Source organism: Mesorhizobium sp. P2_H9 (assembly GCF_056403215.1).
Genome location: NZ_JBFUFX010000006.1, coordinates 181,260 through 194,432 on the forward strand (window position 1 = coordinate 181,260; position 13,173 = coordinate 194,432).

Consider the following 13,173-nt stretch of genomic DNA (forward strand, 5'->3'; position numbering starts at 1 on the left):
TGCAAACACACAGTCGGTGTTGCGGGTAGGCCGGTATCGCTGCTGCGGAGCGACGACTAACCTCACCCCAACAACAAGAAGATATACGGGAAACGCTTATGCCATTCGCCAGCATATGGATGCTCCTGGGCGAACCGAAGAGCCAATGATGGCTGCGTCGGTGGGTGCCCGCCATTCCGGTTTCGGCGACGTTGTCGGCAACGCGGCCATGGAAAGGCTGGCGAGCGGCTTCGGCTTCATCGAAGGGCCGGTGTGGCACCCCTACGAGAAATGGCTGGTGTTCAGCGATATACCGGAAAGCCGCATGTATCGGCGAAGCCCCTCGGGTGAGGTCGAACTGTTCCGGGAGCCGAGCCACAAGGCCAATGGCAACACGCTCGATCGCCAGGGGAGGCTGGTCACCTGCGAGCATGCGACAAGCCGCGTTACCCGCGCCGAACCGAACGGCGGCACGACGGTGCTGGCCACGCATCACGGCGACAAGCAGCTCAACAGCCCCAACGACATCGTCGTTGCCACCAGCGGGTCGATCTATTTTACCGATCCGGGCTATGGCCGGGTAGAGTTCTACGGCGTGCCACGGCCGCAGGAGCTATCGTTCCAGGGCGTCTACCGGATCGACGGCGACGGCGCCCGGCTGACGCTGGTTGCCGAGGATTTCGCCCAGCCGAACGGGCTGTGCTTCTCGCTCGACGAGTCGCGGCTGTTCATCAACGACACCGAGCGCGGCCATATCAGGGTGTTCGGGGTCGAAGCGAATGGCGATCTGAACGGCGGCGCCGTATGGGCCGCGACCGAAGGTGCGGAGCCGGGAGCGCCGGACGGCATGAAGATCGACAGCCGCGGCAATCTCTACTGCACCGGTCCCGGCGGTATCCATGTCTTCGATGCCTCGGGCGACATTCTGGGTGTCATCGCGACGCCGGAAGAGTGTGCGAATTTCACCTTCGGCGACGAGGATCTGAAGAGCCTCTACATCGCCGCGTCGACGTCGCTTTACCGGCTAAGGGTTCGTGTGCCGGGGTTGAGACTGTTTTGAGTCCGGGATCATCCGTGCTCAAATCGGAACGGGAGGTCCGCCGGCCTGAAAGCCGGTGGCAAGTGCAGCAGTCAACATCACATGGGAGGACTATGACATGAAGAAACTACTGGTCTTGAGTACCCTGGCGGCCATGCTGGCCTCAGGTACGGCGCTTGCAGACACCAGTGGCAAGAAGATCGCCTTCTCCAACAATTATGCCGGCAATTCGTGGCGGCAGGCGATGCTCGACAGCTATGGCATCGTCACCAAGAAGGCGGTCGCCGACAAGGTGGTCGGCGCGGCCGACATCTTCACCACCGCCGACAAGGAAGTGCCGACCCAGGCGGCCCAGGTGCAGAACCTGATCCTGCAGGGCTATGACGCCATCGTCATCAACGCGGCATCGCCGGATGCGCTCAACGGCGCCATCAAGCAGGCTTGCGATGCCGGCATCACCGTCGTCTCGTTCGACGGCACCGTCACCGAACCTTGCGCCTACCGCGTCGTCGTCGACTTCAAGGACATGGGCAAGCAGGAAGTCGAGCAGATGGCCAAGTTCCAGCCCAAGGGCGGCAATCTCCTGGAAATCCGTGGCCTTGCCGGCACCTCGATCGATGATGCCATCCATGCCGGCATCCTCGAAGGCGTCGCTGCCCATCCCGAGTTCAAGATCGTCGGCTCGGTGACCGGCGATTGGGACCAGACCACGGCGCAGAAGGCGGTCGCGACCATCCTGCCGTCGCTGCCGGATGTCGTCGGCATCGTCGACCAGGGCGGTGACGGCTATGGCGCCGCACAGGCCTTCGCCGCCGCCGGCAAGCCGCGCCCGACCATCATCATGGGCAATCGCCAGGACGAACTGCAGTGGTGGAAAGAGCAGAAGGACAAGGACGGCTACCAGACATGGTCGGCGTCGATCGCGCCCGGCGTATCGTCACTCGCCTTCTGGGTGGCACAGCAGGTGCTCGACGGCCGCACCGACATCCCGCACGATCTCTTGGTGCCGTATCTCGCCTTCACCCAGGACGATTTCGAGGCCGAGCTGCCAAAAATCGTCAAGGGCGGCGTCGCCAGCCACGAATACACGCAGGAAGATGCCATCGCGGCCATCAAAGCCAACATCAAGTGATGGCTGACCTGTTGCCGCTGGCATCGCCGACCGGATATCGTTGAGTATGCCTGAGGTCAACGCAGACATCGTCAGACTGGACGGCGCCGAAAAACATCTCGGCGCCGCCAAATTGGATATAGTCAGACTGAACGGGGCCGAAAAACATTTCGGCGCCGTTCGGGCGCTCAACGGCGTCGACTTCCACGTTGTATCAGGCGAGTGCGTCGGCCTGGTCGGCCACAATGGCGCGGGCAAATCGACGCTGATGCATATGGTGTCGGGCACAATGGTGCCCGACAGCGGCCAGATCGCCGTGCGCGGCGGCATCGAGGACCACTATTCGGTGCCGCGCGCGCAAAAGCTCGGCATACGCTGCGTGTTCCAGGAATTGTCGCTGTGCCCCAACCTCAGCGTCGCCGAGAACACCCGCATCAATCACCCGTCGCTGCGCGGTTTTGGCTGGCGGCGCAAGGCGGCTGATCTCATCGCCGCCAAGCTCGACGAGATCTTTCCGGGCCACAGCATTTCGGCGGCCGACATTGCCGGCGACCTTTCGATCGGCCGGCGCCAGATGGTCGAAGTGGCGCGCGCCTTCACGGTGACGCAGGATCCGCTCGAACTGGTCATCCTCGACGAGCCGACATCCTCGCTCGACGCGCACACCGCCGGTCAGTTGCTGGCCTTCGTGCGCCGCTTCGTGGCTGGTGGCGGCAGCTGCATCCTGATCTCGCATGTGCTGGGCGAGGTGCTGAACAATGCCGACCGCATTGTGGTGATGCGCGACGGCAAGGTCGTCGCCGCCGATGCGGCCAAGGCTTTCGACCGCGAAAAACTGGTGACGGCGATGGGTGGCGCGGAAGTGCGTGAGAAGATCGCGGCCGAGGTGGCGGCCAAACCGGCGGCCGGGCCGCTGCGGGTCCGGGCCCGTCCGGCACGGCAGGAGGACGGCAAGGAACTCGTCGCGCATGCAGGCGAGATCATCGGGCTGGCCGGGCTTGCCGGCCACGGACAGACGGATCTGTTGCTGGCGATCTTTGCCGCTGCCCAGCGCGCCAGGACGGGCATCGAGGTGACCGCGCCGGTGGCGCTGGTGGCCGGCGACCGCCAGTCGGATGGGATTTTCCCGCAATGGTCGATCTCGGAGAACATCGGCATCCGCTCGCTGGCGCGCTTGCGCAACGGCTTGCTGATCTCGCCGCAACGCGAGGCCGAGCTCGCGGCGTTCTGGCAAAAGAAGATCGGCATCCGCACGCCGGATATGAACAACAACATTTTTTCGCTGTCCGGCGGCAACCAGCAGAAAGCCCTGTTCGCGCGGGCGCTCGGCTCCGACGCCAAGATCGTGCTGATGGATGATCCGATGCGCGGCGTCGACATCGGCACCAAGCTCGAAGTCTATGACCTCGTGCGCGAAGAGGCGCGTCTCGGCCGCACCTTCCTCTGGTACACCACCGAAACCGAAGAGCTCGACAATTGCGACCACATCTATGTCTTCAAGAACGGCCGCATCGTCGCCAACCTTCGGCGCGACGAATTGACGGAGGAAAAGATCATCCAGTCCTCGTTCGGCGACGCGGCCTGAGATGACGACAGCAACCGTCGAGACCGCCCCAAAAGGTTCTGCCGAACGCAGCGCACTGGCGCGCGCGCGGCTGCTGCGCGGCCTGCTGCCGGCGCTGTCTCTGGTGCTGGTGCTGCTGGCCATCGCCTGGCTCAACCCGCGCGCCATCAGCTATTTCGGCTTCAGCCTGATGCTCAATCTGGCGATCCCGATTGCGCTGGCGACGACCGCGCAGATGTTCGTCATCGCAGGCAATGAGCTCGATCTGTCGATCGGCACCTTTGTCGGTTTCGTCGGCTGCGTCACCGCGACATGGCTGAAGGATGCGCCGCTCGCCGGCATCGTCATCCTGCTCGGCTCGATCGGCGTCTACGCCCTGCTCGGCGCGCTGATCCATTTGCGCAATCTGCCGTCGATCGTGGTGACGCTGGGCATGAGCTTCGTCTGGCAGGGCCTTGCCATCCTCATCCTGCCAAAGCCCGGCGGCAAGGCGCCGGACTGGCTGCTGTCGCTGATGGCGTTCAAGCCGCCGTTCATTCCGTTTCCGATCATCGCCGCGCTGCTGATCGCAGCGGTCGTCCATTTCGGCCTGATGCGCACGTCCTATGGCGTCATCCTGCGCGGATCCGGCGGCAATCCTGCTGCACTTGGGCGCGCCGGCTGGTCGCTGCTGCGAACCAAGATCGTGCTGTTTGCACTGACCGGCCTGTTCGGCGTGCTCTCGGGCATGGCGCTGATCGGCATCACCACCTCGGCCGATGCCAATATCGGCAATGGCTACACGCTGCTGTCGATCGCCGGCGTCATCCTCGGCGGCGGCGAATTCGTCGGCGGCCGGGTGTCGCCGATCGGCGCGGTGCTCGGTGCGCTGACGCTGGCGCTCGCCGCCTCGCCGCTGCTCACCTTCATGCACATTCCACCCGACTGGCAGGTGGCCGCCAACGGCGCCATCCTCATCATCGTGCTGGCGGCCCGGGTGCTGATCAGCCGCAAGGAGAGATGAGATGGCCTCGCTGCGGACAATGCTGGCCAAACCCTGGATCTGGTCGTTTCTCGGCGCACTGCTGGTGTGGCTGGCAACCATCGCCTTCACCGGCGGCTATGGCGGCGGCGGCATGATCACGGCGGCCCTGTCGCTTGCCGTCTTCACCGTCATCGTCGGCGTCGGCCAGATGTTCGTCATCACGCTCGGACCGGGCAATGTCGACCTGTCGCTGCCGGCCAATATCGGTCTGGCCAGCGCGGTCGCGATGAAAGTGATGGACGGCAATGATTCGATGATCGCGGTCGGGCTGCTGGCGGCGCTCGCCTGCGGCATGGCGATCGGCGCCGCCAATTATCTCTTGATCTGGGCGCTGCGCATTCCGCCGATCATCGCCACTTTGTCGGCGAGCTTCATCATCCAGTCGATCGACATCAGCTACGGGCGCGGGCTGCAGATCAAGCCGCCGCCAGGCTTCGCCGATTTCGCCAACTGGCAGGTCCTTGGCATTCCGGTGCTGGCGATCCTCACGGTTCTGTTCACCATAGGTGCTGCCATCGCGCTGCAACGCATGATCTACGGCCGCTCGGTGCTGGCGATCGGCCAGAACATCCGTGCCGCCTGGCTGGCCGGCGTCAATGTCGGCCGCATCCGCTTCCTCACCTACACGCTGTCGGGCGCGCTCGGCGGCATCGACGGGGCGCTGCTGGCCGGCTATTTCCGTGGCGCCAATGTCGATATCGGCAACGAGTATCTCCTGGCCTCGATCGCCGTCGTCGTCATCGGCGGCACCTCGGTGGCGGGCGGCAAGGCCAATGTGCCGGGCGTCTGGGGGGCGGCACTATTCTTGGTGCTGCTTCTCACCATGCTCAACACATTCGGCGTCAGCGCCGGCGTTCGACTGTTGCTGACCGGGCTGATCATCGTCGGTGTCATTACGGTGGCGGGCGGGCAGAAGGCGGTGCGGTAGGGCGCCGGCTCTCACTGATCCAGCACTGGCAGAATGCCGTCCTCGCCGGAATCCGGTTCCAATCGGGATATTGGCCCTGTAAACACCCGCAGGCGCGGTTTCGCTACTACGGGAGGTTCTGCTTGTCCAATTTCGTCAGCGTCACCAGGGACAACGACGTCGCCATCGTCACCATCGACAATCCGCCGGTCAATGCGCTGAGCTTCCATGTCCGCGAGCCGCTGATGCAGGCGCTGGTTGCCCTGCGCGACGATCCGTCGGTCGCGGCCATCGTCATCGCCTGCGCCGGGCGGACCTTTGTTGCCGGCGCAGATATCACCGAGTTCGGCAAGCCGCTGCAGCAGCCGGAGCTGCGCGCCATCGTGGCGACGCTGGAGACCATCGCCAAGCCGACGGTCGCCGCCATCCACGGCACGGCGCTCGGCGGCGGGCTGGAACTGGCGCTCGGCTGTCATTTCCGCGTTGCCGATGTCCACGCCAAACTCGGCCTGCCGGAAGTCAAGCTCGGGCTGCTGCCGGGCGGCGGCGGCACCGCGCGGCTGCCACGCCTTGTCGGCGCGCAGAAGGCGCTCGGCATGATCGTTTCAGGGACGCCGATCGGCGCGGGCGATGCGCTCGTCTCCGGCCTGGTCGACGCCCTCTTCGACCGCGACCTTGTCGCGCAGGCAACTCGTTTCGCCACCGAAATGGTTGCAAAGGATGGCCCGTTCGTAGCGGTGCGCGACCGCAACGAGCGGCTCGAGGAAATTGATCTCCCGGCCTTCGACAAGGAGGCGGCGGAGCTGGCGAAAAAGGCGCGGGGCCTCGACGCGCCGGTCGCCTGTGCGCAAGCGGTTCGCAACGCCATGACGCTGCCATTCGACGAAGCGCTGGCCGCGGAGCGTGCGCTGTTCCTAAAACTCGTCGCCGGCGACCAGTCGCGCGCCCAGCGGCACCTGTTCTTCGCCGAACGTGAGGCGGCAAAGGGTCCCGGCAGGGATGTCGCCAGGCGCAAGATAGAACGCGTCGGCGTCATTGGCGCCGGCACGATGGGCGGCGGCATTGCCATGGCGTTTGCCAATGGCGGTTATCCCGTCACCTTGCTGGAAACCAGCGGCGAGGCGCTGCAACGCGGGCTGGCGACGATCGAGAAAAACTATGCCGTTTCGGTGACGCGCGGCTCGCTGAGCGAAGACGCCAAGCTCGAGCGGCTCGGCCTGTTCATGGGGTCTACCGACTATGCCGATCTCGCCGATTGCGACCTGATCGTCGAGGCGGTGTTCGAGGACATGGCGGTCAAGCACGAGGTGTTCGCCAAGATCGACACGGTGGCCAAGTCGGGCGCGATCCTGGCCACCAACACCTCCTATCTCGACGTCAACGCCATCGCCGCGGCGACGTCGCGGCCGCAGGATGTCGTCGGCCTGCATTTCTTCTCGCCGGCCAATGTCATGAAGCTGCTGGAGATCGTGCGGGCCGAGAAAACCGCGCCTGATGCGCTGGCGACGGTCGTCGAGCTGGCGCGGCGCATCGGCAAGGTGCCGGTTGTCGTCGGCGTCTGCCACGGCTTTGTTGGCAACCGCATGCTGGCCGCGCGGGGTTCGGAATCCGAGGCGCTGCTGCTGGAAGGGGCAACGCCCAGCCAGATCGACAAGGCGTTCACCGATTTCGGCTGGCCGATGGGGCCGTTCCAGATGGGCGACCTCGCCGGCCTCGACATCGGCTGGCGCAATCGCAAGGCGCGCGGTCTGACGGCAGTGATTGCCGACACGCTGTGCGAACAGGGGCATTTCGGCCAGAAGACCGGCAGCGGCTTTTATCGCTACGAGAACGGCTCGCGCACGCCTGCTCCCAACCCGAAAGTCGAGGCGCTGATCCGCGGCAAGGCTGCTGAGAAAGGCATAGCGCCTCGCGTGATCGCTACCGACGAAATCATCGAGCGCACGCTCTATCCCTTGGTCAATGAGGGCGCGAAGATTCTCGAGGAGAAGATCGCCGCCCGTGCCTCCGACATCGATATCGTCTGGGTCAATGGCTACGGCTTTCCCGTGGGCAGAGGCGGCCCCATGTTCTGGGCCGGCCTCGAAGGGGCGAGCAAGATCATCGCGCGGCTGGAGTATTGGCACGAGCGGACCGGCAAGGATTTCTTCAAACCGGCACCGTTGCTCAGGCGGTTGGCCGAAACCGGTTCGTGGGACGCTGCAGTCGGATAGTGCGGCCACGCCGGCGATCTTTCGCGCCCCCCTCTGTCCTGCCGGACATCTCCCCCACGAGTGGGGAGATTGGCAGCTTCGCCGGCAGCGCCTCTCTTGCGACGTTGGAGATTGGCGAAAGCATTGGTGACATCCGATCTCCCCCCGTGTGGGGGAGATGTCCGGCAGGACAGAGGGGGGCGCTGTCCGCAGACGTTTTGCAACTTCTGCTCCGCTATGGCTTCACCAAATTTGACCATGTGGACAAAAGTCAAGCGCCGTTCCATAGTTCCCCGTCTACATTCCTGAGAACAGCCGGCTCGACACGGCTGTCAGCCAGAGGGGCACTTCAATGAAAAACGACAACAGCAAAATTCAAGGGCTTTCGCGACGCAACGTGCTGGAACTGGGCGCGCTCGGCCTGGCGGCGGCCATGCTGCCGGGCAGCGCCTTTGCCAAGGACAAGAAGCTCAAGGTGGCGGCAATCTTCGCCACGCCGATCGAGGAGCCATGGGACAACCAGATCCATGTCGCCTTGCAGAAGGCCGAGAAGGAACTCGGCATCGAGTACAAATGGTCGGAAAAGGTGCAGACCGCCGATTTCAGCCGCGTCATGCGCGAATATGCGCAGGGCGGCTATCAACTGGTGCTGGGCGACGCCTTCGCAGCCGAACGCGAATCGCGCAAGACGGCCAAGCAGTTTCCGAAGACCGCCTTCCTGTTCGGCTCGGGCGCCGGGCCGGCCGAACCGAATTTCGGCGTCTTCGACAACTGGATCCACGAGCCGGCCTATCTCTCCGGCCTGATCGCCGGCAAGATGTCGAAGTCGGGCACGGTCGGCGCTGTCGCGGCGATGGGCATTCCGGAAGTGAACCGGCTGGTCAACGCCTTCTTTGCCGGCGCTAAGGAGGTCAACCCGAACATCAAGAAGAAGGTCGCCTTCATCGGCTCGTTCTTCGATCCGCCGAAGGCCAAGGAAGCGGCGATCGCCCAGATCGATGCCGGCGCCGACGTCATCTATGCCGAGCGCTTCGGCGTCATCGAAGCGGCGGCGGAGAAGAAGATCCTCGCCATTTCCAACATGTCCGACCAGGCGAGCCTCGGCCCCGACACGGTCATCACCGGGCCGGTCTGGGACATGTACCCGACGGTCGAACAGGCGATCAAGCTGGTCAAGGCGGGCGTCTTCACGGCGCAGGACTATGGCGATTTCTCGCGCATGGCCAAGGGCGGTTCGTTCCTGGCGCCGTACCACAAGTTCGACAAGACGCTGCCGGCAGAGGTGAAGGACCTGGTCGAGAAGAAGAAGGCCGAGATCCTGGAAGGCAATTTCCGCGTCGACGTGGACGAGAACACGCCGGTTTCGGACTAGGTTTACCCTCCCCCTCGTGGGGAGGGTCGATCCGCGAAGCGGAGCGGGGTGGGGGTCTTCGGCGCCGCACCCCCCACCCCGTCTCACGATCTTCGCTTCGCTGCGATCGTAAGCCGACCCTCCCCACAGGGGGGAGGGTGAAGACCCGCAGGAGCACCGTTGCCCGCCCCACTCATCGAAATGCGCGGCATCACCAAGGCCTTCGGCGCCGTCAAGGCGAACGAGGCCGTTGATCTGAGCGTCGCACCCGGCGAAATCCTCGGGCTGCTCGGCGAGAACGGCGCCGGCAAGACCACCTTGATGAACGTGCTGTTCGGCGCCTATGCGCCGGATGCCGGCGAGATCCTGATCCAGGGCCGGCCGGTGAAGATCAACAGTTCTGCCGATGCGCTGGCCGCCGGCATCGGCATGGTGCACCAGCATTTTCACCTGGCACCAAGGCTCACGGTTCTGGAGAACCTGCTTATCGGAATTCCCGGCAAATCCGGCCGCATCGACCGTGCCGGCGGGCTGGCGCGGCTGGCCGCGATCGGCCGCCAGCATGGGCTGACGCTCGATCCCGACCTTCCCGTCTCGGCACTGTCGGTCGGCGAGCAACAGCGGCTGGAAATCGTCAAGGCGCTGTTTCGCGGCGCGCGGCTCTTGATCCTCGACGAGCCGACGGCGGTGCTGGCGCCGACAGAGGTCGACGGGCTGTTTTCGGCGTTGCGCTCGATGGCGGCGCAAGGGCTCGGCATCATCTTCATTTCGCACAAGCTCAATGAAGTCAGGGCGCTGACTCATCGCTGCGTGGTGTTGCGGCTTGGCCGCGTCGCCGGCCGCGTCGATGACCCGGCCAACACGACCTCCTCCGAGATGGCAACGCTGATGTGCGGCCATGAGATCGTGCCGCCGGCCAGAGGGCCATCGACGCCAGGTGCTGCGGTACTCACCCTCGATGGTATTTCCACGTCGCATCATTCCGGCATGGCGCTGCTCGATGTGTCGCTCTCGGTCCGCGCCGGTGAAATCCTCGGCATTGCGGGCGTTTCCGGCAATGGCCAGCGCGCGTTGGCCGAGGTGATTTCCGGCGTGCGTGCGCCCGATGCCGGCAAGATGACGATAGCCGGCAAACAAGTCTCGCGGTTTTCACCGCGCGAGGTGCAGGGGCTCGGTCTCGGGCGCATTCCGGAAGACCGCATGACGACCGGGCTGGTCACCAATCTGCCGCTTGCCGATTCGATGGTGCTGCCGCGCATCGATACGGCGGCTTTCAGCAGCAGGGGCTTGCTCAAGCCGGATGCGATCCGCGCCTTTGCCGAGGAGCAGATCAAGGCCTATGACATTCGCTGCCCCGGGCCGATGACGCGCGCCGGGGCGCTGTCAGGCGGCAATTTGCAAAAGGCGCTTTTGGCGCGCGAACTCGCTTTCGATCCAAAGGTGCTGATCGTTTCGCAGCCGACGCGCGGCCTCGACATTGGCGCTGCCCGCTTCATCCACGAAAAATTCCTCGACATGCGGGCCAAGGGCTGCGGCCTCATCGTCATCGGTGAGGATCTCGAAGAATTGCTGGTGCTCTGCGACCGCATCGCGGTGATGTATGAGGGCCGCATCGCCGGCACGCTCGACAGTGCCGATGCGACAATAGCGCGGCTCGGCCTGCTGATGACCGGGGCGGAGGGGAGGGCTTGAACCATGCCGTTGCCTGACTTTCTCAGACGTCATCCACAACACATCGTTTTGGGCGTCAGCGCTGCCCCTCACCTGCCTGCCGGCATCCTCTCCCCGCATAGAGACGGGGAGAGGGGCGCTCTCATCACGGCTTTCGCCAATTTCCGGCGTTACAGAAAAGGCGCCGAGGCTGCGGCTAGCTCCCTTCTCCCCGTCCCTATACGGGGAGAAGGTGCCGGTAGGCGGATGAGGGGCAGCGCCAACGGCGCATGCATCGGTTCGACGACTGTACCGAGGGCGGAGGTGTAGCTGATGTTCCGCCTCGAAGTCCGGACGTCAACACCTGCCTGGTTCAACCTTGCTTTGCCCCTGCTCGCCATTGTCGCAACGCTCATCCTGTGTAGCGGCCTGATCGCGCTGGCCGGCGCCGGCATTCTCGAAGCCTATGGCGTGATGTTCACGGCTTCGTTCGGCGACAGCTACGCCATCACCGAAACGCTGGTGCGCGCGGCACCGATGATCTTCACCGGGCTGGCCGTCGCCGTCGCCTTCCGGGCAAAGTTCTGGAACATCGGCGCCGAAGGCCAGTTGCTCGCCGGCGCGGTCGCCAGCTGCTTTGTCGGCGCCATCCCGATGCCGGGGCCGCTCGCCATGCTTTTGATGGCGCTGGCGGGTGCGGCCGCCGGGGCTGCGGTGGCGCTGGTGCCGGCGACGCTGCGGGTGAAATTCAAAGTCGACGATGTCGTCTCCTCGCTGCTGCTCAATTCGGTCATCTATTACGCCCTGATGGCGCTGATCGAAGGGCCGTGGAAGGACACCTTCAGCGGCTATCCGATCTCGCCGCCGATCGAGGATTCGGCCAATTTCCCGGTGCTCATCGAAGGCACAAGGCTGCATCTCGGCGTCGTCGTTGCGCTGCTCGCTGCACCGCTGATCTGGTTCCTGATCGTGCGCACGACGCTCGGCTTCAAGATCAGGGTCACCGGCGAAAACCCGGAAGCGGCGCGCTATGGCGGCATCCATGTCGAACGGGTGCTGCTCTCGACGGCGCTGCTCTCCGGCGCGCTGGCGGGGCTCGCCGGGGTCGGTGAGGTCGGCGGCGTGCATTTCCAGGTGATGAGCGACATCTCGCCGGGTTACGGCTATTCCGGCATCGTCGTTGCCATGCTGGCGCGGCTCAATCCGCTCGGCGTGGTGCCGGCGGCGATCTTTCTTGCCGCCGTGATGACCGGGGCCGAAGCGATGTCGCGGGCGACCGGCGTGCCGGCCTTCCTCAGCGATGTTATCCAGGGCACGGCGCTGCTCGCCATGCTGGTGGCGTTGCTGTTCACCGCCTATCGCATCCGCCGCGTCGGAGTTGCCAGATGAACGCGGTGTTCGAACAGATCTTTCAGGTCGGCTTTCTGGCCGCCATCATCCGCATTGCCACCCCGCTGGCCTTCGCGACGCTCGGCGAGATGTTTTCCGAGCGCGCCGGCGTGCTCAATCTCGGCATCGAGGGCATCATGCTGCTCTCGGCAATGACCGGCTTCACCGCCACCAGCCTCAGCGGCAGCCTGTGGCTCGGCGTGCTGGTTGCGGTGCTGACCGGCATGCTGATGGGTGCGCTGCATGCGCTGTTCACGGTGGCGCTGGGTTTGAGCCAGCATGTCTGCGGTATCGGCGTCACGCTGTTCTCGTCGGGCCTTGCCTACTTCCTCTACCGGCTGATCTTTGGCCAGCAATCGGTGCCGCCCAACATCAAGGGCTTCGCGACGCTGCCGATTCCGTTCCTCTCCGATATCCCGGTGCTCGGGCCAGCAATATTCAACCAGTTTTCGCTGGTCTACATGGCGATACTCGCCATCCCGCTCGCCGCCTTTGTGCTCTACCGCACGCCATGGGGGCTGTCGGTGCGCATGGTCGGCGAAAATCCGCGCGCCGCCGATTCGGCCGGCGTCAGCGTCATTGCCACGCGCTTCCATGCGGTGATCCTCGGCGGCGCCTTGATGGGGTTGGCCGGCGCGTTTCTGACCATGGCGCAGTTCAACGCCTTCACGTTCGGCGTCGTATCGGGCCGCGGTTGGGTGGCGATCGCTCTGGTCGTCTTCGGACGCTGGGATCCCTGGCGCTCGGCAGGTGCGGCGCTGCTGTTCGCTTTCGTCGATGCCTTGCAATTGCGCATGCAGGCCAGCGGCCTTGGGCATATCCCCTATGAAGCATTCCTGATGCTGCCCTTCATTTTTACCATCGTCGCCATGGCAGTGATGTCGCGCAACGCGGTGGCGCCATCGGCGCTGCTCAAGCCGTTTCGACGGGAAGAGCGGTAGACGCTCGCTCCTCACATCGGCGGCCA

At 64.6% G+C, this 13,173-nt stretch carries 10 protein-coding genes; all 10 read left to right on the forward strand.

Annotated features, from left to right (window positions below; all coding sequences use genetic code 11):
• The first annotated feature begins 145 nt into the window (after positions 1-145).
• The 10 genes from AC1DXN_RS13230 (at position 146) to AC1DXN_RS13275 (ending at position 13,147) form a co-directional block, all read left to right on the forward strand.
• The gene (locus AC1DXN_RS13230) at positions 146-1,039 is read left to right on the forward strand and encodes an SMP-30/gluconolactonase/LRE family protein (RefSeq protein WP_477421570.1); all 894 of its coding nucleotides are present in this window, start codon (positions 146-148) and stop codon (positions 1,037-1,039) included.
• Between the two features lie 97 nt (positions 1,040-1,136).
• Positions 1,137-2,150 (forward strand): substrate-binding domain-containing protein, encoded by a 1,014-nt coding sequence (locus tag AC1DXN_RS13235; protein WP_477248787.1) that lies wholly within the window; start codon positions 1,137-1,139, stop codon positions 2,148-2,150.
• 46 nt (positions 2,151-2,196) lie between these two features.
• The gene (locus tag AC1DXN_RS13240) at positions 2,197-3,714 is read left to right on the forward strand and encodes an ATP-binding cassette domain-containing protein (RefSeq protein ID WP_477270420.1); all 1,518 of its coding nucleotides are present in this window, start codon (positions 2,197-2,199) and stop codon (positions 3,712-3,714) included.
• 1 nt (position 3,715) lies between these two features.
• A complete protein-coding gene (locus AC1DXN_RS13245; protein WP_477270422.1) occupies positions 3,716-4,696 on the forward strand; it encodes an ABC transporter permease in 981 nt (326 codons plus the stop codon).
• 1 nt (position 4,697) lies between these two features.
• The gene (locus AC1DXN_RS13250) at positions 4,698-5,645 is read left to right on the forward strand and encodes an ABC transporter permease (RefSeq protein ID WP_477270424.1); all 948 of its coding nucleotides are present in this window, start codon (positions 4,698-4,700) and stop codon (positions 5,643-5,645) included.
• Positions 5,646-5,767: 122 nt separating this feature from the next.
• Entirely contained in the window at positions 5,768-7,837 is a 2,070-nt protein-coding gene (locus tag AC1DXN_RS13255) for a 3-hydroxyacyl-CoA dehydrogenase NAD-binding domain-containing protein (protein WP_477270427.1), read from the forward strand.
• Positions 7,838-8,168: 331 nt separating this feature from the next.
• Positions 8,169-9,188 (forward strand): BMP family protein, encoded by a 1,020-nt coding sequence (locus tag AC1DXN_RS13260; protein ID WP_477270429.1) that lies wholly within the window; start codon positions 8,169-8,171, stop codon positions 9,186-9,188.
• Positions 9,189-9,347: 159 nt separating this feature from the next.
• Entirely contained in the window at positions 9,348-10,859 is a 1,512-nt protein-coding gene (locus AC1DXN_RS13265; protein WP_477270431.1) for an ABC transporter ATP-binding protein, read from the forward strand.
• Positions 10,860-11,150: 291 nt separating this feature from the next.
• Entirely contained in the window at positions 11,151-12,206 is a 1,056-nt protein-coding gene (locus AC1DXN_RS13270) for an ABC transporter permease (RefSeq protein ID WP_477270432.1), read from the forward strand.
• Entirely contained in the window at positions 12,203-13,147 is a 945-nt protein-coding gene (locus AC1DXN_RS13275; protein WP_477270434.1) for an ABC transporter permease, read from the forward strand. The genes AC1DXN_RS13270 and AC1DXN_RS13275 overlap by 4 nt, the downstream gene beginning before the upstream one ends.
• Positions 13,148-13,173 lie beyond the last annotated feature (26 nt).